Source organism: uncultured Dysgonomonas sp., from assembly GCF_900079725.1.
Lineage (GTDB): Bacteria > Bacteroidota > Bacteroidia > Bacteroidales > Dysgonomonadaceae > Dysgonomonas.
In genome coordinates this window covers 1987943-2014831 of sequence record NZ_LT599032.1, presented here as the reverse complement: position 1 = coordinate 2014831, position 26889 = coordinate 1987943, and the positions used below count along the sequence as shown (strand labels likewise).

Sequence of the window (26889 nt, the reverse complement as noted above, 5' to 3'; positions counted from 1 at the left end):
GAATGAAACTTTCCGAACCTCAAGCCCTCAATCGTGTAGCAGCTTATTGTTCCAAAGCAGAACGATGCGAGCTCGATGTGCGTAAGAAGCTTGTGGCATGGGAATTACCGGACGAAGCCGTTAAACGGATACTTGACCGCCTGAAGAAGGAACGCTATCTTGATGATACCCGTTTTGCAGGGAGTTTTATTAATGATAAGTTGAAATTCAATAAATGGGGAAAGACGAAAATCGTTTATGAACTAAGAAAACGGAATATCCCCGAATCGGTTTACAATCCGATACTGGAAGACCTGTCCGGCGATGAATTCGAGAAACAGCTGATGCATATCCTGGCTATAAAAGCTAAATTGATAAAAGCAAAGACAGAATATGAACGAAAGACAAAACTAATCCGTTTTGCTCTTGGACGTGGATTCTCTATGGATTTGGCAATCAGATGTGTGAATAAATTGCTCGGAGGTGATTATGAGGAATTTATTTCGTGATTTCCTTAATCTCTTTTTCCCTGACCTTTGTGTAGTCTGTAATCAAAGATTAAGCGAAGGCGAAGAGCATATCTGTACCGATTGTTTACTATTATTGCCCAAAACAAATTTTCATTTACAGCCTGATAACCGTCTTGAGCAATTCTTTGCGGGACGGATGCCATTCCGGCAAATAGCGGCGTTCGCTTACTTTGTCAAAGGAGGAAGCATTCAAAGTATAATTCACGAACTGAAATATAAACGTAATCCGGAAATAGGGCGTTTTATAGGAGCGTTGTGCGGAGAGAATATCAAAGACAGTACTTTCATTGCAGATATAGACTATCTGGTTCCCGTTCCCCTGCATCCTAAACGCCAGAAAGAAAGAGGATACAATCAGTCTCTGGAGATTTGTAAAGGCATATCGGATATAACAGGTATCCCCATAGATGACAAAACACTTATACGGAAAGTAAATAATAAGTCTCAGACAAAGAATGCCCGCTTCGACAGATGGAAGAATGTAGAAGATATCTTCAGTTTGTCTGATACTGATAATTTTGAGGGAAAACATATTTTGCTGGTCGATGATGTAATTACCACAGGTTCTACCCTCGAATCGTGTGCGAGAGAAATACTGAAATGCAAAGATTGCAGGATCAGTATTTATACTGTGGGAACAGCCGGTTGAATGTTCTCATCCATGTAGTTGGAATGTATTTCTGCCATATTGGTACTTTAATGTGACAGGAAAGGTTTAATCTCAAAAAAAATTAACATATACCTAATTAAAAGTAATTTTTCTCTTATCTTTAAGAGAATAATGTATTGGCCTGAACATTATTATATTGACTGATACAAAATAGAAAATCAAAAATGTAACCTAAACGATAAAATTAATAAGCATGAAAACGCTTTTATTTGTATTCTCTTTGTTGTTCTCATTACCGGCTCTTTATGCTCAGAAAGAGGATAGTTCCAAACCTGAAAATCTTAAATGTGAACATTTAATTAATCCGATAGGCATCGATACCCAAGCGCCACGCTTATCTTGGATGATAAACGATGAACGTCCTGGCGCTGTACAGACTGCCTATCAAATCATAGTAGGGACCGATTCTGCGACTGTTGCAAACGGATCGGGTGATAGCTGGAATTCTGAAAGGGTGGCTTCAGATAATATATTGTTGACCTATGCGGGAAAAGAACTAAAACCTTTTACGCGCTATTATTGGAAAGTCAATATATGGGATAAAGATGAAGTGCAAGCCTCTTCTGCTGTTAGCTACTTCGAAACCGGTATGATGAATATTTCTAACTGGCAGGGAGCATGGATTGGTGATGGCAAAGATATTAATTATAAACCTGTCCCTTATTTCCGTAAAGTATTTGAAGCCAAAAAGAGAATAAAATCTGCCCGGGCCTATATTGCTGTAGCCGGATTGTACGAATTATATATCAATGGAGAAAAAATAGGCAATCATCGGTTAGATCCTCTATATACCCGTTTCGACAGGCGAAATTTTTATGTTACCTACGATGTAACCAGCCAACTACAGAGCGGAAAAAATGCGATCGGTGTATTGCTTGGTAACGGATGGTACAATCATCAGTCGATGGGCGTATGGGATTTTCACCGGGCTCCGTGGCGTAACAGGCCTGCATTTTGTATGGATCTGCGCATAACGTACGAAGACGGTACTGTTGAAACCATCCCATCAGAAAGGGATTGGAAAACTTCGTCGGGTGCCCTTATTTTTAATAGTATCTATACAGCCGAGCATTATGATGCCCGTTTGGAACAAAAGGGTTGGAATACTATAGGCTTTGATGACTCCAAATGGCATGGTGTAGGTTATAGAGGCGTCCCGTCTCAGAATATAGTATCACAGCAGGTAGAGCCGATCAGGAATGTAGAAACGATTCCTGCTCAAAGTTTAAACCGGATAAACGATTCCGTTTATGTATTCGACTTTGCCCGGAATATGTCAGGTGTTACCCGGATAAAAATATCGGGAGAAGAGGGGACGATAGTAAGATTGAAGCACGGGGAACGCTTATATGAAAACGGGCGGGTGGACATGTCGAATATAGATGTCTATCACCGTCCGGTGGATGATTCTGATCCTTTCCAGACGGATATTCTCATTTTGAGTGGAAAAGGAGAGGATGAATTCATGGCAAGGTTCAATTACAAAGGGTTTCGGTATGTGGAAGTTACAAGTAATGAACCTATAGAACTCAATAAACAGAGCCTTACTGCTTATTTTATGCATAGCGATGTCCCACAGTCGGGAGAGATAAAGACATCGAACAACCTTGTGAACAAGCTGTGGTGGGCAACAAACAATGCGTATCTATCAAATCTGATGGGATACCCTACCGACTGCCCTCAACGGGAGAAAAACGGATGGACAGGTGACGGGCATTTTGCTATCGAAACGGCTCTGTATAATTATGATGGTATTACCGTTTACGAAAAATGGCTGGCTGATCATCGCGACGAGCAGCAACCGAATGGCGTGCTGCCGGATATTATTCCTACTGGTGGATGGGGATACGGAACCGATAATGGGACCGATTGGACGAGCACGATTGCCATAATTCCATGGAATATTTATTTGTTTTATGGAGACAGTAAGCTGTTATCCGACTGTTATGAAAATATAAAACGGTATGTGGACTATATAGAACGTACGAGTCCTGAAGGCCTTACATCGTGGGGAAGGGGAGACTGGGTACCTGTTAAGTCCCGCTCATCTAAGGAACTGACATCCTCAATATATTACTATGTAGATACTAAAATACTGGCCGATGCCGCCAGGTTATTCAATAAGCAGGAAGACTATAAATACTACTCTGCGTTGGCCGGAAAAATAAAAGATGCCATCAATACTAAATACCTGAACCGCGAAACAGGTATCTATGCCACTGGAACTCAGACGGAGCAGAGTGTGCCATTGCAGTGGCGGGTTGTTCCGGATGATATGATAGTGAAGGTGGCTGACAATCTCGCTAAAAAAGTGGAGGAAGCAGGCTTTCATCTGGATGTAGGAGTATTAGGTGCAAAAGCTATACTGAATGCTTTAAGTGAGAATGGCCATGCCGAAACCGCATATAAAGTAGCAGCGCAGGATACTTACCCTTCGTGGGGTTGGTGGATTGTAAACGGTGCTACGACTTTACTCGAAAACTGGGATTTGAAAGCCGAACGGGATATATCCGATAATCACATGATGTTTGGGGAAATAGGAGGCTGGTTTTATAAAGGGCTGGGAGGGATATTTCCTGATTCGAAACAGCCCGGATTTAAACATATCATCCTGCGCCCTAATTTTGTAAGCGGACTGGACCACTTTGAAGCGAAGCATAATTCCCCTTATGGACAGATTGTTTCCAGATGGGAGCGAAAGAAAAAAAATATAATCTGTAATATAGAGATTCCTGCAAATAGCAATGCGACTCTTTATTTGCCGGATAATGTAAAAGGTGAACGTATTATTAAACTTGACGCAGGGAAACATTCTTTAAATCTGGAGATAGTAAAATAAGTAATTGAAATATGGTATAAAAACTTTCTAATCCATTTCTAATGTACCTGTAACCTATATCTAATATACCTCAAAGATGCGTCTAATCTTTGAGGTATATCTTTGCAGCAAAGAATATCAGTTTCACCTAATGAAAAAATATTTATATTTATTGCTGCTTATTTTCAGTGGATTAAGCCTTTTTGCCCAAGAGGAGAAATCAATAAAATTGACTGCCGGGGAAGTTGAGTCATTATTCCTGTCCAACAATCTCCAACTGATTGCAACCCGTTTCGATGTCGATATTGCCGATGCCGCTATAGCACAGGCTAAATTGTGGGACAATCCCAATTTATCTATCAGTGACGTAAACTTATGGTCTACCCGGTCGCAACGGGATGGAGAAAGTGAAGTTATCCCCCCGTTGTTCGGTTCCTTTGCAAAGAATACGGAATTCAGTATCGAACTCAGCCAATTGATTCAAACGGCAAATAAAAGAGGAAAACTCGTTAATAGAGAAAAGGTTTCGAAGGAGATAGCATTGCAGGAATTTGAAGAGGTATTGCGGGGACTTAAAGTCGAACTGCGCAAGTCTGTTTACGAAATACAATATTCGCAAGCGTACCTGGCTATATTGACAAATCAGCGGGAATCATTATCGCGGCTTATCGAATCGCATAAGAAGCAGGTGTCCCAAGGGAATATTGCCAAAAACGAATTGCTACGGCTACAGTCTTCCTTCCTTGAACTGGAGAATGAAATAAACGAATTGCGGTCTGATCTGAACGAACAGCAAAAAACGCTTAAAGTATTATTGAATGTAGATCCGTTTACAAATCTTGAGGTGGAAGAGAATTCTAATACTCAAAAAAGTCCCGATTCTATTTTATTAGCCCGCTTAATGGAATTAGCTGAAGAATCGCGCCCCGATATGAAATTGCATAATCTGCAAACACAATATCACGAAAAATCACTTGCCTACGAAAAATCATTAAGAGTACCCGATTTGACAATCAGTGCAAATTATGACCGGTATGGTGGGGTATGGAAGGATTTTATAGGTTTTGGTGTCAGTATAGATTTGCCTTTATTCAACCGTAATCAGGGGAATATCAGGGCAGCGCGGATAAGCAGGGATCAAAGCCTGTATCTGGCCCGGCAACAACAGAATATTATACAGCACGAAGTCGCTGCATCCTACAACAACTATGTTTATACTTATGCCTTCTATAAAAAGATAAACGATGACAGTCTGCTCCCTGAACTGGACAATATGCTCGATACATACACAAAGAACTTACAGAACAGAAATATTAGTATGCTCGAATATATAGACTTTATGGATGCATACAGAGCAAATAAGCAAACTGTACTTACTGCTAAGAAAAAAGTAAGTATGCAGTTTGAAGAACTACAATATACCGTTGGTACAGAAATAAGATAGAACTATGATAAAGAAGCAAATTAAGAAAGGATTGGGGATATTTTGTATTGTCTTACTATTTTCTTGTTCAGGGAAGACCGAAAGCGAGACAACCCCGGGCAGGATAAATAAGGCATTTTTACAAAACGTAAAAACAGTAGAGGCCGGATTGGATAATCAGAACGAAGAATTGGTATTAACCGGAAAGGTAGAATACGATCCTGACAAAGTGATTAACTATGTATCGCTTGTGAATGGAATCGCAGACCGTACCTATTTTTCACTGGGTGATAAAGTGCAGAAGGGACAGACACTGTTAGATATAAGAAGTTCCGACCTCAGTTCATTACAGTCAGAATCTATTGTTTCGGAATCGGACGTGAAAATAGCCCGACGCGAACTGCAGACAGCCCAGTCGCTGTATGAAGACAATATGCTGTCGGAAAAAGAATTACTGGAAGCGCAGGCACGGCTGAAGCAGGCGCAGGCTTCGTATAACAAAACTCAGAGTGATATTGCCGTACATGGCATAAATAAAGGAAATGGTACTTTTTCTATTAAGGCGCCGATGACCGGCTATATAGTAAATAAGAATGTATCGTCGGGCAGTACGGTGTCGACCGACAGCGAGCCTCTGTTTACGGTAGCCGATCTCGGCACGGTATGGATAACGGCCAATGTATATGCGAGTAATCTTCTTTTTGTGAAAGAAGGGATGGATGTAGCTATAACTACTCTTTCTTATCCGGGAGAGGTATTCTCCGGAAAGATAAATCAATTGTCGCAGGTTTTTGATCCGGAAGAGAAAGTTCTGAAGGCAAGGATTATTATGTCTAATAAAGAAATGAAGTTCAAACCTGAAATGTCGGTTGTAATTAAATTGAAAAATGAGGCGCATGAGCAGTTTGTGTCTGTACCCTCCGATGCTCTGGTTTTTGATAACGACCGCTACTTCGTGGTAGTGGAAGAATCTCCGGATAGCTTTAAGATAAGAGAAGTAGGCCTTCGCGGTCACAATAACAAGACGACATACATTGCATCCGGATTATCGGAAGGCGAGAATGTTGTCGTGAAAAATCAACTGCTGATATATTCAGGCCTTAAAGAGAATTGAATCATGCATAAATTTGTAGAAAATATCATCGCATTTGCGCTTCGCAATCATATACTCATACTTTTCTTAACTACACTTTTATTTGTCGCGGGCATCGTTTGTTATATACATACCCCTATAGAAGCGTACCCAGATGTAACAAACACCCGCGTACGGATAATAACACAATGGCCGGGAAGAAGCGCAGAAGAAGTAGAGAAGTTCGTAACCCTTCCTATTATGAAGGAAATGAATACAATTCCACGCAAAACTGATGTACGTTCCACGTCTTTATTCGGGTTGTCGGTAGTCACTGTTATTTTCGAAGACGGGGTGGATGATTTTTTTGCCCAGCAGTATTCATCCAACAGGATGCAGGATCTGGATCTGCCGGAGGGGACAGACCCTTCGATAGAGCCGCCGTCCGGTGCCACGGGTGAGATATACAGGTATGTGTTAAAGAGTGATCTGCCTATCCGCGAAGTGGCCGCCATAAACGAATGGGTAGTAGAGCGGGAGCTGCTTTCGGTACCCGGAGTAGCCAGTATAGCCAGTTTTGGCGGAGAGGAAAAAATGTTTGAGATAAAGGTAAATCCGGCAGAGCTGAATAACTATAACCTATCTCCCCTTGAGGTTTACGAAGCCGTGTCGAAGAGTAATATCAATGTCGGCGGAGATATTATTCAAAAAGGGAGTCAGGCTTATGTAGTCAGGGGAATAGGTTTGCTGGAGAGTGTGGAAGATATTGAAAATATACTGATTGAAGTAAAGGGTGGGACTCCTATCCGGGTGAAGCAGGTGGCAACAGTAGATGTTTCCTCCAAGCCCAGACTCGGGCAGGTAGGTCTGGACGACGAAGATGATGTGGTGCAGGGTATTGTAATTATGCTCAGGGGACAAAATCCAAGTGAAGTGATAGGGCACCTGAAAGAGAAGATTACCGAGTTGAATGACCGCATATTACCTGAGAATGTGAAAATAGAGCCTTTCCTCGACCGTACTACTTTAGTGGATTCTACAGTGCATACAGTTATGAGAAATTTGCTGGAAGGAATTATCTTAGTTTCCATAGTTGTATTTGTATTTCTTTTCAACTGGCGTACAACTGTAATTGTAGCCACTGTGATTCCGCTATCGTTTTTGTTTGCTATCATTATGTTGCGGATACAGGGGTTACCTGCTAACCTGATTTCGATGGGAGCGCTCGATTTTGGTTTATTGCTGGAGGGAACGCTCGTCATTGTAGAAATTATATTTGTAGCGATGGAGAAACGGTCGCAAGAGCTTGGGCAGCGTTTCACTAAAATATCGAAAAGCGGACTTATAAAGAAAAGCGCAGGAAGCGTGGCGTCCCACATCTTTTTTGCACAGGTTATCCTTGTGGTAGCATTATTCCCTATATTTTCGTTTCAGAAAGTAGAAGGTAAGATGTTCTCGCCATTGGCTTTCACGCTCGGATATGCTCTATTGGGCTCCCTTATTCTTTCGCTTACTTATGTGCCGGTCATGTGTAAGATATTGTTGAATAAACCGGTTGAGGAGAAAACGAATTTTATCAGCAGGTTTTTCATATCTGCCTTACATAAAGTGTATTTGTTCAGTTCCCGGTACCGCAAAGGCGCAATTATAACTTTCTGTTTGCTGTTAACTGTTTGTGTTGTTCGCATGTGTTTTTGGGGTACTGAGTTTATACCCAGTATGAACGAAGGAGCAATCTACATCCGTGCAACATTGCCAAATAGTGTAAATCTTGACGAATCGGTGCGGACCACCAAAGAAATGAAGCAAAAACTCCGTCAGTTCGATGAAATAGAATTTATCTTGTCGCAGACTGGCCGGCCTAATGACGGAACAGATGCCACAGGTTTTTTTAATATAGAATTCCATGCGCAACTTAAACCTGAAAAAGAATGGAAGAGAAAAATCAAAAAGGATGAGCTGTTAGCCGAGATCAAGGATTCACTCGATATATATCCGGGTATTATACTCGCATTCAGTCAGCCTATCCAGGACAATGTAGAAGAATATGTGGCCGGAGTGAAAAGCTCTCTGGTGATTAAAATATTCGGTTCCGACCTTTCCCAGATGGAAGGTTTGGCCGACCAGACTGCCGCTGCTATAAAGAATGTGAGGGGTGTAGAGGATGTAAATGTTTTCAGGAGTGTAGGACTACCCGAGCTACAGATAAAGCTGGAAGAATCACAAATGGCCCGTTATGCGGTATCTATGGCTGATGCGCAGGCCGTAGTGGAAATGGCTATCGGGGGGAAAGCCGCTACAACGTTTTATGAGGGCGAACGCACATTCGATGTCCAGATACGTTTTCAGAAAGAGTACAGGGACAATGAAGATAAAATAGGGAATATTCTTATCCCGACAATGGACGGCAAGTATGTTCCGTTAAAAGAGATAGCCGATATCCGGTTTATTACAGGCCCGACGTTTATCTACCGCGAAGGCAGCAGCCGGTATGTGGGTATCGGATTCAGTATCCGTGATCGTGATTTAGGGTCTACCATTGCCGAAGCTCAGAAAAAAGTGAGTGAGAGTGTAACGCTTAAGACTGAAAACAAAATGGTCTGGGCCGGAGAATTTGAAAGCCAGCAACGGGCTACGGCAAGGTTGGCGGTTATCATTCCTGCGGTGTTGCTTCTTATTCTTTTCTTACTCTACCTTAACTTTGGGACGGTCAAGGATACGCTTATCGCAGCAAGCGCCATACCTTATGCCTTTATCGGAGGATTCATTTCTTTGTGGGTCACAGGCACGGTATTCGGTATATCGGCAGGGATAGGATTTGTCATTCTGTTTGGTATTACAGCTATTGATAGTATATTGTTGATTACCCTGATGAAAACCCGTATGCAACGTACCCGAAATCTGCGGCTGGCAATCGACGATGCTGTGAAAAGCCGTATCAGGCCTGTACTGATGATTGCGCTGATGGGCTCGATGGGGTTATTCCCTGCCGCGCTATCTCAGGGTATGGGCTCCGAGATTCAAAGACCGCTGGCAATAATGATAGTAGGAGGGATTCTTATTTGTATGATTTTATCCTTTACAGTCCTGCCACAAGTGTTCTATTTCGCATACAGGAGAGATAAGCGGCTAAAGGATAAATAATGAGCGTGAATAATGTCCGGAATCTTTATCTATAGATAAAGTTCTTTGAAAATATAGTGTGTTAAGTTTTTTTGTATTTTAACAAGGTTTGAGACGAAAAAGGTAACAACAAAAAGGTGACATAATGTGTTACCTTTGTTACCTTTTCAAAGCAGTAAGTCTTGAATAATAAGTTGAAAGTTATATGAGATACGAGTAGACAAGACACGAGATACAAGTTGTTAACTGATAACTGTTGACTGTTCACTGAGAATGCTGTTACCTTTGTCACTTTTTTACCACAGAGAACCAACGGTCGGCAGAGCCAAAAAAGAGTAACACAGAGTTTTTAATAAATGGGATGCTTCGCTCTGCTCAGCATGATAAGGCACAGCACTGTTAACTGATGACTGATAACTGTTTACTGTTTACTGAAACAAGTGTTACCTTTGTTACCTTTTCAAAATAGTAAGTATTGAGAAATAAGTTGAAAGTTATATGAGATACGAGTAGACAAGACACGAGATACCAGTTGTTGACTGATGACTGTTAACTGTTCACTGAAAAAACTGTTACTTTTGTTACCTTTTCAAAGTAGTAAGTATTGAGTCATAAGTTGAAAGTTATATGAGATACGAGTAGGCAAGACACGAGATACCAGTTGTTAACTGTTGACTGTTCACTGTTTACTACTTACCGGTCCGGATACAATAAGTAAGATATATCCGGCATTTTGCAGATTTTGACTATCTTTGCATATCAAAAACAGAATATAAACACATATGGAAACAGTTTTAAGCGGTATCCGCTCTACAGGGAATCTGCATCTTGGAAATTATTTCGGTGCACTGAGGAATTTTACAAGAATGCAGCATGAAAACAAATGCTTCTTTTTCATAGCAGATTATCATTCACTGACCACACATCCCGATCCTAAGATATTGCACGGCAATGTAAAGGGTGTATTGACAGAATATCTTGCAGCAGGTATAGACCCCGAAATATCGACTATATATATACAAAGTGATGTAACCGAAGTCTGTGAATTGTACTTGCTTTTAAATATGCACGCGTATCTGGGCGAATTATCCAAAACCGTTTCATTCAAGGAAAAGGCAAGAAAACATCAGGATAATGTAAATGCAGGGCTATTGACTTATCCAACCCTTATGGCTGCCGATATATTATTGCATAATGCTGATAAAGTACCTGTTGGTAAGGATCAGGAACAGCATCTGGAGATGACCCGTAAGTTTGCCCGCCGTTTCAATAACCTCTATGGCGTGGAATACTTCAAAGAGCCTGTAGCTTATAACTTCGGACAGGAACTGATAAAAATACCGGGGTTGGATGGCAGTGGCAAAATGGGGAAATCGGAAGGCAACTGTATCTATCTGGATGAGGATCCGAAAAGTATAGAGAAAAAAGTAAAGCGTGCCCTGACCGATGAAGGCCCTAAAGCTCCGAACTCCGAAAAGCCGGAATATATAGAAAATCTGTTTACAATATTGAAAGTAGTTTCTACAGAAGATGTTGTTCAGCATTTCGAAGACAAGTGGAATACTTGTGAGATACGATACGGAGACTTGAAAAAACAATTGGCCGAAGACATCATAAAGGTTACGACTCCTATACGCGAACGTATTATCGATATTAAGAACGATGACGCATACTTGCATAAAGTTGCCACCGAAGGAGCAGAGAAAGCACGGGAGAGTGCGCGGAAAACAATAAACGAAGTAAGGGAAATAATGGGGATACATAAGTTCTGATTATCGGGACTTCCCTCCAATGTACTCTGTGCCTCTAAGCATACAGAAATCGGTATATATTTAAGATTTCCTTATATAATATACCGATTTTTTTCATTACGTTTGTATATATAAAAATGCTAAGTAGATTATAAACAAATCTTTATAAACACATCTGATCAATCTCATATATGGATAACAACGAGAAATATGACTTGCTGGCTGAAGGCGAAACAGGGCTGGCTTCCGGAATGGGTATTTATCCCCGTAGCAAAAGCTTTAAGTTCGATGCTGCACAGATAGAAAAATCACTTTCTTCTCGAAAAGATTTCAAACTTATCTCTTTTAACAAAGCAGAAGTCGATATAGAGTTTTCTATTATGAGTTTTGCCGCAGAAATTGAATATCAGGATACTGTGTTTAATGTGGACTTGTATGTCTGTGAGGCCAAAAATATAAACCTTGGCGACTACGGTTTTGCAAATTCGATAGATGAAGAATCCCTGCAAATCGCAATGGAGCAGGAACATTACCTCGAAACATCCATGTACTTCGAGTTGGAGCCTCTGACTTCATTTCATTTGCAATTGAAAATAATGGATGCTATTGTCCCCGGAGCAAGCCTTGTAGTCGACTTCATGTCTTACAGGCTGCTGTCTGCCAAATGGCTGAGTATGACTGCTAAATCACCGACACCTCCTTCGCCCGATTATCTCTATACATTGCATTGTGTATATGACGAGAATGGGGAGAATGGTAATCGCAGATATTGGTTCCATACGCATGGGTTGCATCGCTGCGCATCTGTAGAACTGGAGATTCTTAATTTCAGTCAGGGGGCAGAGCAAATGAATACATTGATAAACATGACAGTAAAGAAATTTCTGTCGCATCCTGCAAAGGAGAAAGAACGGTTTACGATAGGTTACGACGGTATGGGAATCAACCTGTGCTGGCTCCGGTGGGAGGAAGCACTGAAAGATCTGCCCAAGGGTATACTCGGTAGTGTGGCCGATAGGGACGAAGCAGATAATGTACATGCCGAGCCTTCGGGTATTCTCTTTGCTGTGGAAGATGGCAATATGGTTTCTCCCGAAATATACGCGCCTACGTTGGCTGAAAATCCGATTTATTATATAACGAATGAGGAGACTGAAAGAATGAGCGCTTTGGCAAAGGAACGTTTTTCTTCGTTCGAGAAAGTCTTCAGGAAGGAACATAAACAACCGGAGAAGAAATCGTTCCTCAAAAATATTTTTGGTTCGAAAAAAGAAGAGGAACAACCCGGATGGACTTTCCTTGTAAAGTTGGGGCTGACTGTAGATAATCCCGATTCGGGAAGTGAAAAAGAGCATCTCTGGTATGATGTGATATCTATAGAGAATGGAAAAATTGAAGGCAAGCTCCTCAATCAACCTTATTGGATATCGGGGCTGAACGAAGGAGATATAAAAACATATCCTTTCGACCTGCTTACCGACTGGATTATATATTCTCCGGACAATACATATACAAGTGATTCGATTTACCTGCTTGAAAACTGATATAAAGAAATTATGATATCCGAATAACTTTATCTTTATATAAAATAAGAACGTTTTAAGTAGCGAGAGCAGAAGCAAAATTTATTTTGATTATGCCGAGTCACGAAAACAAATAATATAATTCAACCTTATCTTTACATAAGATCGAGAATAGAAATGATATTAAATAAAAAAGTCTCAATTGTAATCTGTTGTTATAACGAGGAATCTAATATTCCTACAGTGATAAAAGCAATCCATGACAGTATGGACACAACAGGCTACCAGTACGAGATTATAGCCGTTAATGATGGCAGTAATGACACAAGCCAAACTATACTGGAGAAAATGTGTGCGGAAGACCCGCAGCTTTTCTATATTGAATTTTCCCGTAATTTCGGGCATCAGAATGCTTTGAAAGCAGGACTGGATAATGCCACGGGCGATTGTATCATATCCATGGATGCCGATATGCAGCATCCGCCCCGAATGTTACCCGATTTTATCAAAAAATGGGAAGAAGGCTACGATATCGTATATACACGACGTATGGATGATCCGACACTATCGAAGAAGAAACGCGGAAGCTCGAGCCTTTTCTATAAATTTCTGAATATTGTATCCGATATACATCTGGAACAGGGGGTTGCCGATTTCCGGTTAATGGACCGGCGGGCGGCAAATGTCCTTATCAATATTAAAGGTAGTGATTTGTTTATAAGAGGTATCGTTCACTGGATAGGTTTTAAGCAATACGCAATGGACTATATGCCTGACAAGCGGCTGTCGGGGCAAACGAAGTATACGTTCAAGAAAATGCGCAACCTTGCTGTACAGGGAATACTTTCTTTCAGTACAAAGCCTCTCCACCTTGCTTTATATCTGGGCTTCGGCATAGCCGTATTATCCTTACTATTGGTGCCATATGCTATTATCAGCCTTTGGACGGGGCATGTCATGGCAGGTTGGGTGTCTTTGATAATTACAGTTGGGTTTCTGGGCGGATTACAATTATTCATTCTTGGAATTATCGGATTGTATATAGGACGGATATTCTCGCAGACTAAAGGTTTCCCTCCATATATTATACGAAGTACAAATATTATTGACAAATGAGTTTAAAGATATTATTAAGTTTTGATATAGAGGAATTCGAGATGCCTCGCGAATACGGAGACCCTATTCCTTTCGACCAACAGATGGAAGTTTCCGTAAAAGGTACAACGCGTATACTCGATTTGCTTGCAAAACACGGAGTAAAGGCGACCTTCTATACTACAGCTAATTTTGCCAGTCATGCTAAAGATATAGTAAGCAGGATAGTTAACGAAGGGCACGAACTGGCTTCGCACGGATATGTACATGACCACTTCGAACCTCCCCATCTAAAGATGTCGAAAGATATACTGGAAGAAATAGGAGGGGTACCGGTACGTGGTTACCGCATGGCACGCATGGCGCCTGTGCCCGAAGAAGAAGTCTTCAAGGCAGGGTATATATATAACTCATCAATAAACCCGACATATCTGCCCGGTAGATATAATAAACTGAGTGAGCCGCGTACATGCTTTATGCGTGAAGGGGTATGGCAACTACCGGCATCGGTGACACCGACATTCCGTTTCCCATTATTCTGGATATCTTTCCATAATCTGCCTTTAGGGATCTATACAAGCCTGGCAAACCGGACTTTGAAAAAAGACGGATATCTGAATGTCTATTTTCATCCGTGGGAATTTATGGATATAGGGCCGAAGGAGAAGTATAATTTTCCGTTCTATGTAACGAAAAATACAGATGTAAAGATGGTAGAAAGATTTGGAAAACTTATCGAATGGGGAAAGAGTAAAGGCTATGAGTTTGCCCGTACATGGGATTTCGTTGAGAGCATTAAATAATTCTTACTCATCATCCTTTACCTCTTCATAGCTGATATATTCGCCTTCGTTCTCTGAGAATTTTTTCTGGGAGATATTCGATGTTTTCGAATTTTGAGACTTGCTGCCTGATCGTTTTTTATTGGGTCTGGTTCTTTCTTCTGGACCGAAAAAGCGGATGACACGTCCCAAAAGGACGCCTATTACCAGAAAACCGAATAGGCCCAATATTAATAGAAAGCCGAGAAACTTAAACATATAATAATCGAATTTCAGATATTAAGGTCACAGACCTTTTTGTTGCTTCATTAAATTAAAGTACAATAAGTAGTCAGATTGAAATAATGTATCATTAAATACGATCTTTTACTTAATTGGATAAGCAAATATACAGATTATTCATCAGATTCGGAATATATAGCATCGGGACTTACGATAAAATCGGCAAAGCTTGTATTATATCCTTTAAAACAGCCTAATACATCTCCCGTGAAATTGGTTATTGGATTAGTTCCTCCATCAGCAGCAACAGAGAACAATGATTTATAGAATGTGTACATGCCTTTATCAAGAGTTTGCATCTCTATCCTGATTTGATCTCCTGTTTTCAGATCATTATCATTGTTGTCGTCTTTGTCGAAGTATAGTATGCGGTGAACTTTCAATCCGTTTCTGAATTCATCGTCATCCAGATATATGCTTTTCATGGCATTGCCGTTTACATAGAGGATTGTATAATAATAGTTCGTTTCATCTACAGGGTCGTGAAAGACGAAAGACGGCGAGTACCAGGAATCTTTTCCGGCCTTGATCTCATAGATATAGGTTTCTTCAATGGGTACAGAATTGGGTATTACTACACTGGCTTCATGCGTGTTTCCTTCTGCTGTCACTTGTATGTGATACCTTTTATTTACTGCTCCTAACATGTTGGAGAGGTACAATCCGGACATATTTTGAGCCTCCCTCAAAATTTCAGTATTTCCATTTTCGTCGGTTAATATAATCTCGGCATCCGCAACCGTTTTGAAAGCGCTATTATCTTTGAACGCCTGCGATTTGGTCAGGTATACCGTACACGGTGAGCCTTCTGTGATAGCCGCATTTATCACTAGCTTGGGAGCAGCAGTGCGTAAATCCAAATCCACAATTTTCTCACAAGATGAAAACAGTAAGAAAGAAAGAGTAATGATAGATATAAGCTGATGTATAGTCTTCATACTGTTCAAAATTTAAAGTTCCACGATATGGAAGGGATAACGCTGAATAGATAGATCATATATGATTCCGAGACCATCCGCTCGTCTTCATTTTGCCTGAATCCAAACATATAGGGGTTCTTCCGCCCATATGCGTTATATACACTAAAGGCCAGTTCTGAGGTATACTTCTTTGTTTTCTTTAGTGTGCATATTGCTCCCAGATCGAGCCGATGAAACGATGGAGCCCTATAACTGTTCCGGCCTTCATAGTAATATATTGCATGACCGTCCACAATGTATTTTCCTGATGGGTATGTCATCGGATTACCTGTTGCAAAAACCCAAGTCGCAGACAATGTCCACTTCTTATTGAGATCATAGATGCCTACTACCGATACATCATGTGTACGATCCTGATTTGCCACATACCATTTTCCGTCGTTAATGCCGTCTATTTTCTTCTCACTGCGGGCAAGTGTGTAGCCAATCCAACCATTAAATTTTCCAAATCTTTTTTTGAGGAATAGTTCCATACCATATGTCCGTCCTTTTCCAAATAGTAATTCTGTCTCTATTATCTCTTTTGCCCGGACATCTGCTCCATCCTTATAATCTATCTGGTTCCGAAGATCTTTATAATAGAGTTCAGCGCTAAACTCAAACATATTATTTGAGAAATTACGGAAATAACCGATCGAAACCTGATTCGCTATTTCCGGCTTTATATAGTTGGTATTCGCAATCCATCTGTCGGTAGGACTGGAAAGATTTGACGTAGAAAGCAAGTGTAAATGCTGGGTTGTGCGTGTATATGCCGCTTTGATAGAGGATACGTCGTTTAGCTGATAAGCTGCGGACAACCGAGGTTCTATATTCCAATATGTTTTAAGGAATTGGCCGTTCTTTGTGGATATAGTATCTGTAATAGTATGATTTTCGAATTCATAATAGTCCCCTCCGCCTAATACGCTGAAAGACGACACGCGCAGGCCGTAACTCAACTCCATCTTATCATGCAGTTTCATACTGTTCGAGGCAAAGATGGCGTTCTCCCACGACTTACGGTGTTCGTATGGGGAGATTTGTAATTGAGACGGATCTTTACTGCTCAGATCGCCGGGTACAACCTGATGATATATAGAGGTAAAACCAGCCTTTATTGCATTCTTATCGTTCGGATAAAAACTGAATTCCTGATTCAGGTTAAAGTCTTTGATATGTGACGCTACGTTCAGTCCTGTCGTGAGGTCTACACTCACATTATAGGTATAGTCGGTATATGACAAGGTTGTAGCCGAGGCTGCTTTTGCATTGAATATATGATTCCATTTCAGACTGGCTATTGTATTTCCCCAATCTATCATAGCCACTTTATCCAATCCTAATTTATCCTTTCCCAGATACGCGGTTAAGGTAAGTTTATTCCTATCCGACAACACGTAACTCAACTTAGCATTGAGATCGTAAAAGTATAGTTTAGAATCTTTTACCTGTTCTACTCCGATTACCCGGGCCAGGGCATCAGCATAGGTACGTCGTGCCGAAACAATGAAAGACGACCGTTCTTTTTGGATAGGCCCTTCGAAAGTAAGATTTGAAGAAATGAGGCCTATACCTCCATTAGCATGGTAACCTTTCAGGTCTCCATCCCTCATACTTACATCTAGTGTGGAGGATAGCCTACCTCCATATTGTGCAGGCATAGAACCTTTGTAAATTGTCATATTATCTACCGCACTCGAGTTAAATGTAGAAAAGAAGCCAAAAAGATGCGAAGGGTTATATACCGTGGCATTATCCAGCATTATCAGATTTTGGTCGTTACTACCGCCACGTACATAGAAGCCAGTATTGCCTTCCCCTGCGCTCATTACTCCGGGTAGTAATTGTATAGTCTTCAATATGTCGCGTTCACCCAATAGAACGGGTATTTTATTTACCATCTCTATTTCCAGTTTATCAACTCCGGATTGAACATTCTTTACATTCTCATTGGTCCTTTGGGCTGATATTTCCACTTCTCCAAGCGAAACTACTTCCGGATCGAGGTCTACATTGAGCGTCTTATCATCATTCAGTTTAATTTTAACCTGTTTGGTATGATAGCCGATAAGTTTAAAGATCAGGCTATATTCTCCTTGTGGAAGTGTAAGAGAGTAATTCCCGGATTCATCGCCGAAACTACCTTGTTGGGGTAGTTCTTTTATTCCGACAGAGACACCGACAAGAGTATCCCCGCTATCGGCATTATTTATCCGCCCTTTTATTGTATATCTGTTCTGGGCCAAAGCTATCGAAGTGAGAGTTAGCAGAAGCACAATAAAGAGAAATTTCATATCTTATCTTTTAGGGCTAACAATAAGCCATACTCAATCTCAACGGAAAAACTGTTGTTTTATTTAGTGTTTCCTTTTTTAGGTTTTAGACAAAGATAATTGTTTATTTGTTAAAGTAGTGATAAAAAAGGAACTACAATGTAAAATATTAGGCGAAAATTCTAGCATTTTAAGAGATGTAATTAATCCTTGATATAAATGTAACCGGGAGATATCAGACTGTTAAAAAAAGGTGACACAAGTAACATAAAATAATTATTTTCTCCGTTTCTTTCCTCTCTTTCCTGCCGGACTGAATACCGGATGGTTATTACTCGCTTTTATCGTGCGCATCCGCTCAGCCTTGAGCCTGTACAGCCTGTCAAGCATTATCTTTACTTCAGCTTCTTCGGGGTCATCAACAAGGCTTTCTTTTTCCTCTGCCGGAACAATCTCGCTTTCCTCGATGTGTTCAGTTATTTCATTTTCGATATCAGTTGGAGTAGTTTTGTCGATGATATGTATATCCATCTCTTCTGGGATATCTTCCTCATTCTTTTTGGAAAGAGCAATTCTATCCTGCCTGTCCAGTAACAGTTTAATTGTTTTCAGATCTGGCAGGCAATATTTCCTGCGGATAACTTTCGATTGTAGAACCAGTTTTTCCGGTTCAAGTTCGTCCGGCAGGAATGTTTCTTTCTCTTCTACCATCATATACCCGTCCAGCCTCTTTTTAAGGGATGAATATAACATTTGCCTAACCCTGTTTTCACGCCTGCATTCCGCGTCGAATATTTCTTTAGCCAAACCCGGCACAGTCTCTTTCCAGCAGTAGAAAGTCTTTCGGCTGATACCCGTCACCCTGCAAATTTCCGCTACTGAACAAAAATCATCCTCTATCAGCGAAACAATCGTTTCTGCCACACTCTCGTTATACTTTGCCATAAGATTAAAAATTTTTTATTATCGAAGTCGTCTATACTTTTTTGAATCTGGTAACATTATGAGACAAATACCCTCTTTGTCATTTTGAACGGAGTGAAAAATCTCTTGAGAAACGAGATGCTTCCTATTGTCAGCATGACAAAAAGATATGAAAATAAAAAGTCTAGACGATTTCATCAATTGTTTTTCAGTATAGATAAATGCAGATGGAAATGATTGTCTTTTTTAACATAAAGTTTAATGGATTAGTCGTTGGGATTAAATATTGTTTTTTTAGTTACAAGTTACTACGCCTGTGGGCAGTTACGAGTCGGCTGACGCACGTATGGCCAGAGCCTGAAGAACCTTTGTCCTGTCGTCGCGCCGCGATTCCGGCCTCACCTCGCAGGCGGGGTACCCAATCCGTAAAGCGGAGGTGTAGGGCAAAATACGGCTGCTGTTATACACGGCTGATAATCCGGCTAAAGATGATTCCGTATTATTTTGCCCCACCGGAGTTGCGGTTTTGGGTCGCCGGAGGGATGCAGCCTTGATTTTTTGTTTCGTTTTGCATCAAGGCAAAATGAAAAACAAGCCGACAGGTGCGTTAGAAAAAATCGAACGTTAAAACTTAACTACTGATTAATATAAGCAACTATACTGATAGCGGCTTTTTATAAAAAGTAACCGCATTTTTGTCATACAAATACGGTTACAAATCTTTCTGTATAAAAGTCTTTATACGTTACTTGCTTTTGGCATTATACCCTTCGGCTATAACCTTATAGTTACCCGTTAAATGCTGAGGCAATGTCAATTCTACGGTTCTCTTCTCTCCGGGCAATAAATTGATATAGCCATCAGAGAAATACGCCGGAAGCAGTATCTCATTTGTGTTTTTATCTACTGCATTCAGCTTTAGGGCGGCGACCAATACTTTTGATGGATTTGATACCTCTACCAATGTTTTGCCTTTAGTGTTTATAGCTTTTACAACTACATCTACAGCAGGCAGCGTGTTCATGTCCTTGTATGAATCATTATTGCCGTCAGTCATCCAATAGTCATTTGTCGAAATCGTTTTTCTTTTTACATCTTTCATCTCTAAACGGGCCAGATATAGCTTAGGCAAACTATTCACATTTTCAGGAACAAAACACTTAGAGGATGAGTTTGCTTTAGCATCCAGTTTTATGTCTTTTTTATACAACACTTTCCCTTGCAGGCTTATATACCTGATACTAGCTGTCACCGATTTATAATCGTGTAATGTCGTATTAATAATCATCACATCATTATCCGGTAGATTCATCTGTATATGTACCGGTTCGCAAGCCTTCTTTGCTCCGAAATATGAGCCCGGAGTTTCATAATCGTAAGTGTATGTTTGCCAGATCATACTCGGCCATGCCGGATGGCTCATCCATAGTACAAGGCCTGTCGTATTGTTCCACATTTTGCTATTCCACGCTTCGAGCATATTGCGCCATGCATCGTATGTGACGAATTGCGATTTGCGTACAAAATCCTCCATGCTGTCGGCTTCTCCATAACGGTTTACTGCATTCATAAAGTCTCCGAAGTTCTGGGTTGTGTGATGCAGGTCGTGGTATGCCCATACATCATTTATCGGCCATTGATCTTCCGGGGCTATGAATTTGCGAATCGTATTTGCTGTAGGGATGGCATAACTACCCATCTCGGTATTAAAGCCTTTTGCGTTTTGGGTATAATAGAGTGACGGGTCTTTAAAGTATCCCCACGGGCCACTTGTTCCCATATTCAGAAAACGGGACTGACCATGATAATGACGGGTAGGGTCTTCTTTTGCGACCATTTTTGTTAGCATTTCGCTCATTCCTTCCGGGGCAAAGCCTTCATTGCGCGGACACCAGATAGCGATAGACGGATGATTGCGGTAACGGCGTACTACATCAGTAGCATTCTTAACAAACAGGTCGAAGTCGCTTGGCTCCACAGTATCGTCTGTGGTAATCCAGAAGTCGTTCCAAACCAGCATGCCGTATTCATCACAAAGACTATAAAATACTTCTTCGGTCGATTCTCCTGTCCAGTTGCGGATAATATTGAAATTGGCATCACGATGCAAACGTACATATGGCTCTATACGCTCCCTCGATACCCGTTTCATGCCGTCGTCCATTCCCCAGTTACCGCCACGACAGAATATCCTCATTCCGTTTACCCTGATTGCAAGGAAAGGGCCAATGGGGTCGTCGGCTGGCAATGTTTCCAATCCGGATACGTCTGCGCCTTTGGTAATTGTAGGCAGTTGATTATCTTTGGTAAAGAAAGCCCTTTTTTCATAATCGAATATAGGGTTTCCTTTATTTGTTGTTGAGTTTGGCGTATAAAGCACCCTTTTATTTTGGTTATTATCACTCACCATCAGTTCATATGACATCTCACGGATGCCGAAACGTACTTTCTTGGTGTCCGAGGTACTGCTATTTGTCCGGGCAGTTAGTTTCATATCATATAATTCCGGGTTGCCGTAGCCATTCGGCCACCACAGGCGGGGATTCTTTATATTCAGTTCCTTATACTCCTCCGGGCTGAAAACCAATGCTTTTTCCTCATTAGCTTTCAGCGAATAAGGGATGCTGATATTGATGTTTTCTATTTCGGCAGAGAGCGTACCGTTTATTGTTTTTGAACTTATATTACGGATATTGGTACGGATAGTTATTTTTGCTTGGGTAGTATCAGGTAGGAGAATATCTGTTGTCACCAACGGATCGCCGATCAATACATCACCGCTCGATCTGAGCCTTACATCCTGCCAGATACCCGTATTACGGTCGCGAATACCCGGAATCCAGTCCCAGCCGATAGAAGATATGAACGTTGGCCCGTCTGTGCTGAGTACTCCTCCGTTCAAACCTTGTCCGGCAATCATCGATTGCTCGTGAGGTATTCCCGGATTATTGGGAGGAAGGATGTGAACGGCCAGTATATTTTCCGAATTCGGGTTTACGATATTTGTTACATCAAATTCGCCACGAATGAAAGCTCCTTTTATACTACCCAGCCTTTTTCCGTTCAGATACACTTCTGCACGGTAATTTATACCATTGAAGAGGAGGTGCAATTGCCTGTCGGCAATATCTTGCGGAATAGTAAATTTGCATCTGTACCACCAATCGGTACGGCTCAGCGAATCGGGGATATTCATATTATTCAATCCGAAAAACGGATCGGGATAGACTCCCTGATTTACCAATGTGGTAAGTACTGTGCCGGGAACAGTGGCGTTGTACCATGTTGCCGTATTCAGTTGCGGATCGAAGATTGACTTTCCGGATTCAATTGCCGTTGCTCCGTCGGTCATTTCCCAGCCCTGAGTAATAATCCATTCTCCCTCTTGGGTTGGGATTAACTTAGTAGGTAAGTTTTCTTTTGCAATTCTTTTTGCTTCCTGAAATGAAGCATTGCCCTTCGGTAATTCCGATTGAGGCTGATGTTGGCGGAGTCCCGTCCATAAGTTAGTTAACTGTTGTGCTTTGAAATTTGTAGATGATACCATAAACAGAAGTAGTATCACCGTACCTTTCAGATACAATTTTTGTTGTTCGTTAATCATGGGTTCTGACTTTATTGTTTTTGATTAAATAGGTCAGACAAAGATACTGTTTTTTACCCGTGAGATAACGCTCAAACGTTAATTAACTTTTGCGTATTTCTTTTCTTGCTCTTACTTTAGCTCTTTCCCTTCTCTTTGCGAAGAAGATGTAATAGCCTGTAATGGGTAGGCTTGCGCCCACTAGAGAAAAGAAACAAGTGAATATTTTCGACCAGATGCCCCAGTAATTCCCTACATGCAGGCTATATACCCATGCCCACACTTTGGTTGTTCCTTCCTGATCTTTAAACAGAGTGATTTTTGTTATCTCTCCGGTGTTTTTATCGAAGTCATACTTATCAGTGGCACGCGATGTGACGGATGACTTTAAATGTACTGTTGCTGATTTGTCCTGCACACGGATATATTCATAATCCGGATTGGCTGCTTTTAATGTATTGAATACTGTTTGCCAGTTTGCTATATTCAGTTCTTCTTTTTTGCCTTCCTTACCTCTTCCTCCGCCTCCGCGGTTGCCCCCTCCGTGTCCATGTTCCTTGGGTGCTTCCACTCCAAACAACTTGAATACTCCGTTTCTGTACCACTCGAAAGACCACACCATTCCTGTAAGGGCACATATCAGTAATACGAGGCAGGCGTACGCTCCAAGCACATTGTGCAGGTCGTACCATAGACGCTTCCCTCCTTTACGAAACTGAATTTTGAAACGGCTCTTATTTAGTCGCCGGGGCATCCATACTATAAAACCGCTGATAAGAATAAATACGAATATCAGAGTAGAAATACCTACTGTATATTTTCCCCATGTGCGTCCGCCGTCCAATAACCAACGGTGAAGCGACATAATGGTAAAGAACGGGCTTTCCCTGAATTTATACATTCCGGTTACTTCACCTGTATATTGGTTAACAAAGGCTGATATACGGAAACCTTCTTTGAGAGTCATTGTGTAGGTGCGCTCCGGATTGTCCAGTATTTGTACACTGGCCACAGTATTACTGTCTAGTTGAGCATTTACCATTGGTATCAGTTCATCCAATGGTATAGGGTTGCCTTTTACCTCTTTTACAAAATAATGAGAAGGATTTGAAAGTTGAAGTATTTCATCCTGAAATACAAGTATTGCTCCGGTAAGACAAACTATTGTAATAATGATTCCCACCGGAATCGAAAGCCATTTGTGTAGCTGTTTGAGAAATTTACGCATAAATGTATTTCTGTATTCTAAAAAAAAGTTCCGATGGATTGACTATCAAACAATTCATCGGAACAACTATCATCAAAGTTAAGTAATTCTTTAATCTATATCTTTTTGAGAATTGAAGCAGATTAAATCAACTATCATCTCTGCAAATTTCGGACTAATTGTAACAACCTGCAATCCCAATAAATAATGATTTTCTTATTGTCCCGTAATCATAAATGGTGATTCGTCTTAGAAACGGTACGAAACCACTGCTGCAAAATTACGCGGGTCTATCTGGTTGATAAAGCCTCCACGGAAGTATGAATTATATCCTACCTCATCAAATATATTGTTGAAGAACACACGGGTAGTCACCTTGCCGTAAGTATAAGCCAACTGAGCATTCACGGTTGTATAGGCCGGCATATCGAACGGTTTTGTCCCGGTAAGCGTGCCTTCATGTCCATTTGGTTTCAGCGAGAAGTCATCCACAGGACGCTTGCCTACATAGTAGGCGCCAAGGCCAATAGATAAACCTTTCAGCGGACTTCTGTCCAAAGTGTAGTATACCCATCCGTTTGCCGTATGTTTAGCTGCATTTATAGGAGCAGACCCTTCTTCGTATGACGGACTGTTCTTGTATTTGGCATTCGTGTATGAGTATCCCAGCATCACCTGTAAATTGGTAAGTATACGTCCGCTTAATTCCACTTCTATCCCATTTCTCTTCAGGTCTCCTGCTTTGTAATAGTAGCCTGTAGTTACCTGATTCCCTGTTTCTTCATTATATTCATATTCCGAATTGGTAAGATTATCGGTAAGTATATCAAAATACGTAAAGTTAAAGCGCAATCTTTCATTCAGCCAGTCTGATTTAATACCGAACTCCCATTGTTTTGTTGTCGCAGGACCTGCAAGGGTTACTCTATCTTCCAGGATGTTTGCTGCATTTCTAAGATTGGTACTAGTTGTATATGAGCCGAATAAATTCATGTTTTTTAAAGGAGTAACCATTACTCCTACCATCGGGTTCCATGCATCTTCTGTAGTTACACCACCACCGGTATTATTCGTAGAGATAGAACTGTAGCGAAGTCCCAAAATTGCTTTTACGTAATCGTTTATAGTCATTACCTCCTGAGCCATAATGCCATATGTAGAATAGTATGTATCAACAGGAGTGTTTGGTTTTATATATTTTATGATGGAGTCCTGGCTTATATCATTTGGTATAGAAGGAGAATTTACAATATCTATATTTCCTAACGGATAAGACGAATAGCTGGTGGTGGATACATCCGCTGTTCTATAGTCGAAACCTAGCTGGAATGTGTGTTTAATACTTCCTGTATAGATGTCTTTACCTACCAGGTCCAGCTGGAATGTTGAATTCTTGTCATCTCTCATGTTTCTTGTCAATGATCTACCTCTTACATTATAATCATCCTTAATAGCTTTTGTTCCAATAGATGTATTCAAATTATCAAATTTGTAAGAAGATCCGAAATAGGCAGCCCTAACGCTCACTTTGTCCGCAATCTGGCGTGTTATGCGAGCTGCATATGTAAGTGTTTTTGTGTTTATATTATCTGCCTTGGTGCCAAGGAACTTATCGTGAGGTATCTCGTACATCGCTTCTGTACCGCCGTCGGCTAGATTTATTGCACTCGAAACCGGAGTTCTGTCATCATTCATATAATCCATCTCGAGAGTTACTGTGGTTTTTTCATCAGGTCTCCATTCCAAAGATGGATTGATATACACTTTGTTCAAGGAAACGATCGGGCGATAATTATCCGAACGCTCATAAGCGCCATTCAATCTGAAAGCAACAGTCTTCCCTTTATCCAGTACAGACTGTACGTCGAATGTAGGGCGAAACTGTCCCCAACTGCCTGCACGTACGCCAACCTCTCCTCCGTTTACAAACTTAGGTGTCTTTGTTACAACATTGATCACGCCTCCTGCATTTCCTATATCGGTAATCACTCCTTGTGTAATCGCTGCAGAGCCTTTTATCATCTGAATGCTTTCTACACCTTGCATGTCGGTAAGGATCGATGCAGTCTGAAACTGAGAATCTGTTCTAACCCCGTTTTTCAAAACCGGAATGCCTCTAAATCCTCTGCTGGAGAAGCTTTCTTTTACTCCACCGTATGAGCCGAAAAGAATAACACCCGGAACATTTCGTATTGCCTCGGTTACGGTCAATGCACCTTGTTCGGCTATCACTTTATCCGAAATAACCGATATACTTTGTATCTGTTCGCTTGGGCGAAGCGGCATACGTGTAATCGCATCCAGCTTTTCAGGTTGTTTATATCGTTCACCGAATACTTCCACTTCATTCAGATTGGTATTTGGCACCATGTTAAATTGAAGATGTATTTCCTGATCATCAGAAAGATTTACCTTTTTTTCATTATTGTTATAACCTACAAAACTCACCTCTACAGTAAGTTCTCTTTTTGGTAGACGTACAAATCTGAATTTTCCTTCATTATCAGTGGATACTCCTTTTTGCAATTCTTTAATAACAACAGTAGCCGAAGCTAAAGGTTGTCCATTATCATCAAGTACTCTTCCCTTTATTGTCTGTGCAACAACAAATGATATATTGAGAATAAGTAATAGGCTTAGAAAAATAATTTTCCTCATAGTTATTATATATTTTGTATATGTGTGAATAGATAAATATAATCGAGGGCAAAGGTCCTGATTATTGCTTAGGCTGGCAATCGCAAAAAATAATGATAATTTTATATAATTATCACAATAAATAGGGATTGATGGATATATTATTTTCCGTAGGGTTTATCTATTTGTAAAGGTTGAATGGTTTGTCGTGTTAATTTAATTAACAAATAATCTGCTTGTCGGAGATTGATCTTT

General features: G+C 40.8%; 17 protein-coding genes. 10 read left to right on the top strand and 7 right to left on the bottom strand.

Translation table 11 applies throughout. The annotated features are described in order from the left end of the window. Positions 1-2 precede the first annotated feature (2 nt). The 10 genes from QZL88_RS08540 (at position 3) to QZL88_RS08495 (ending at position 14787) form a co-directional block, all read left to right on the top strand. A complete protein-coding gene (locus tag QZL88_RS08540) occupies positions 3-488 on the top strand; it encodes a regulatory protein RecX (RefSeq protein WP_296940098.1) in 486 nt (161 codons plus the stop codon). Next, positions 469-1158, top strand: a complete 690-nt coding sequence (locus tag QZL88_RS08535; protein WP_296940096.1) for a phosphoribosyltransferase family protein — start codon at positions 469-471, stop codon at positions 1156-1158. The genes QZL88_RS08540 and QZL88_RS08535 overlap by 20 nt, the downstream gene beginning before the upstream one ends. A 214-nt stretch (positions 1159-1372) precedes the next feature. After that, positions 1373-4018, top strand: coding sequence for a glycoside hydrolase family 78 protein (locus tag QZL88_RS08530; protein WP_296940094.1), 2646 nt, complete (start codon positions 1373-1375; stop codon positions 4016-4018). Positions 4019-4148: 130 nt separating this feature from the next. Then, positions 4149-5441 carry a TolC family protein gene (locus QZL88_RS08525; protein ID WP_296940093.1) on the top strand — a complete coding sequence of 431 codons (1293 nt, stop codon included), beginning with the start codon at positions 4149-4151 and terminating at the stop codon, positions 5439-5441. A 4-nt stretch (positions 5442-5445) separates the two neighbouring features. Beyond that, positions 5446-6534 carry an efflux RND transporter periplasmic adaptor subunit gene (locus tag QZL88_RS08520; protein WP_296940091.1) on the top strand — a complete coding sequence of 363 codons (1089 nt, stop codon included), beginning with the start codon at positions 5446-5448 and terminating at the stop codon, positions 6532-6534. Between the two features lie 3 nt (positions 6535-6537). Beyond that, on the top strand, positions 6538-9636 hold the full coding sequence (locus QZL88_RS08515) for a CusA/CzcA family heavy metal efflux RND transporter (protein WP_296940090.1): 3099 nt from the start codon (positions 6538-6540) through the stop codon (positions 9634-9636). A 761-nt stretch (positions 9637-10397) separates the two neighbouring features. After that, positions 10398-11387, top strand: a complete 990-nt coding sequence (gene trpS / locus QZL88_RS08510; RefSeq protein WP_006800979.1) for a tryptophan--tRNA ligase — start codon at positions 10398-10400, stop codon at positions 11385-11387. A gap of 170 nt (positions 11388-11557) precedes the next feature. Beyond that, positions 11558-12910 carry a DUF4026 domain-containing protein gene (locus QZL88_RS08505; protein ID WP_296940086.1) on the top strand — a complete coding sequence of 451 codons (1353 nt, stop codon included), beginning with the start codon at positions 11558-11560 and terminating at the stop codon, positions 12908-12910. 156 nt (positions 12911-13066) lie between these two features. Continuing rightward, a complete protein-coding gene (locus tag QZL88_RS08500; RefSeq protein WP_296940084.1) occupies positions 13067-14005 on the top strand; it encodes a glycosyltransferase family 2 protein in 939 nt (312 codons plus the stop codon). Continuing rightward, the gene (locus tag QZL88_RS08495) at positions 14002-14787 is read left to right on the top strand and encodes a polysaccharide deacetylase family protein (protein WP_296940081.1); all 786 of its coding nucleotides are present in this window, start codon (positions 14002-14004) and stop codon (positions 14785-14787) included. The genes QZL88_RS08500 and QZL88_RS08495 overlap by 4 nt, the downstream gene beginning before the upstream one ends. A 3-nt stretch (positions 14788-14790) precedes the next feature. Here the strand turns inward: QZL88_RS08495 and QZL88_RS08490 are convergent, their stop codons facing one another. From QZL88_RS08490 to QZL88_RS08460, 7 genes are all read right to left on the bottom strand, one after another. Further along, positions 14791-15024 carry a DUF4834 family protein gene (locus tag QZL88_RS08490; protein ID WP_296940079.1) on the bottom strand — a complete coding sequence of 78 codons (234 nt, stop codon included), beginning with the start codon at positions 15022-15024 and terminating at the stop codon, positions 14791-14793. Positions 15025-15161: 137 nt separating this feature from the next. Then, the gene (locus QZL88_RS08485) at positions 15162-15986 is read right to left on the bottom strand and encodes a DUF4249 domain-containing protein (protein ID WP_296940078.1); all 825 of its coding nucleotides are present in this window, start codon (positions 15984-15986) and stop codon (positions 15162-15164) included. Positions 15987-15991: 5 nt separating this feature from the next. After that, positions 15992-18304, bottom strand: a complete 2313-nt coding sequence (locus tag QZL88_RS08480; protein ID WP_296940077.1) for a TonB-dependent receptor — start codon at positions 18302-18304, stop codon at positions 15992-15994. A 255-nt stretch (positions 18305-18559) separates the two neighbouring features. After that, positions 18560-19228: a helix-turn-helix domain-containing protein gene (locus QZL88_RS08475; protein ID WP_296940073.1), complete on the bottom strand. Its 669-nt coding sequence runs from the start codon at positions 19226-19228 to the stop codon at positions 18560-18562. Positions 19229-19952: 724 nt separating this feature from the next. Next, positions 19953-22811, bottom strand: a complete 2859-nt coding sequence (locus QZL88_RS08470) for a sugar-binding domain-containing protein (RefSeq protein WP_296940071.1) — start codon at positions 22809-22811, stop codon at positions 19953-19955. An 82-nt stretch (positions 22812-22893) separates the two neighbouring features. Further along, positions 22894-24018 (bottom strand): PepSY-associated TM helix domain-containing protein, encoded by a 1125-nt coding sequence (locus QZL88_RS08465; protein WP_296940069.1) that lies wholly within the window; start codon positions 24016-24018, stop codon positions 22894-22896. A gap of 228 nt (positions 24019-24246) precedes the next feature. Next, positions 24247-26655 (bottom strand): TonB-dependent receptor, encoded by a 2409-nt coding sequence (locus QZL88_RS08460; protein WP_296940067.1) that lies wholly within the window; start codon positions 26653-26655, stop codon positions 24247-24249. Between the last annotated feature and the right edge of the window lie 234 nt (positions 26656-26889).

Excerpts from the sequence above, each read along its gene's own strand:
- QZL88_RS08515 (WP_296940090.1), top strand. The coding sequence starts at position 6,538 with ATGCATAAATTTGTAGAAAATATCATCGCATTTGCGCTTCGCAATCAT.
- QZL88_RS08485 (WP_296940078.1), bottom strand. The coding sequence starts at position 15,986 with ATGAAGACTATACATCAGCTTATATCTATCATTACTCTTTCTTTCTTA.
- QZL88_RS08535 (WP_296940096.1), top strand. The coding sequence starts at position 469 with ATGAGGAATTTATTTCGTGATTTCCTTAATCTCTTTTTCCCTGACCTT.
- QZL88_RS08495 (WP_296940081.1), top strand. The coding sequence starts at position 14,002 with ATGAGTTTAAAGATATTATTAAGTTTTGATATAGAGGAATTCGAGATG.
- QZL88_RS08505 (WP_296940086.1), top strand. The coding sequence starts at position 11,558 with ATGGATAACAACGAGAAATATGACTTGCTGGCTGAAGGCGAAACAGGG.
- QZL88_RS08530 (WP_296940094.1), top strand. The coding sequence starts at position 1,373 with ATGAAAACGCTTTTATTTGTATTCTCTTTGTTGTTCTCATTACCGGCT.
- QZL88_RS08500 (WP_296940084.1), top strand. The coding sequence starts at position 13,067 with ATGATATTAAATAAAAAAGTCTCAATTGTAATCTGTTGTTATAACGAG.
- QZL88_RS08490 (WP_296940079.1), bottom strand. The coding sequence starts at position 15,024 with ATGTTTAAGTTTCTCGGCTTTCTATTAATATTGGGCCTATTCGGTTTT.
- QZL88_RS08525 (WP_296940093.1), top strand. The coding sequence starts at position 4,149 with ATGAAAAAATATTTATATTTATTGCTGCTTATTTTCAGTGGATTAAGC.
- QZL88_RS08520 (WP_296940091.1), top strand. The coding sequence starts at position 5,446 with ATGATAAAGAAGCAAATTAAGAAAGGATTGGGGATATTTTGTATTGTC.
- QZL88_RS08475 (WP_296940073.1), bottom strand. The coding sequence starts at position 19,228 with ATGGCAAAGTATAACGAGAGTGTGGCAGAAACGATTGTTTCGCTGATA.
- QZL88_RS08460 (WP_296940067.1), bottom strand. The coding sequence starts at position 26,655 with ATGAGGAAAATTATTTTTCTAAGCCTATTACTTATTCTCAATATATCA.
- QZL88_RS08480 (WP_296940077.1), bottom strand. The coding sequence starts at position 18,304 with ATGAAATTTCTCTTTATTGTGCTTCTGCTAACTCTCACTTCGATAGCT.
- QZL88_RS08465 (WP_296940069.1), bottom strand. The coding sequence starts at position 24,018 with ATGCGTAAATTTCTCAAACAGCTACACAAATGGCTTTCGATTCCGGTG.
- QZL88_RS08470 (WP_296940071.1), bottom strand. The coding sequence starts at position 22,811 with ATGATTAACGAACAACAAAAATTGTATCTGAAAGGTACGGTGATACTA.
- trpS (WP_006800979.1), top strand. The coding sequence starts at position 10,398 with ATGGAAACAGTTTTAAGCGGTATCCGCTCTACAGGGAATCTGCATCTT.
- QZL88_RS08540 (WP_296940098.1), top strand. The coding sequence starts at position 3 with ATGAAACTTTCCGAACCTCAAGCCCTCAATCGTGTAGCAGCTTATTGT.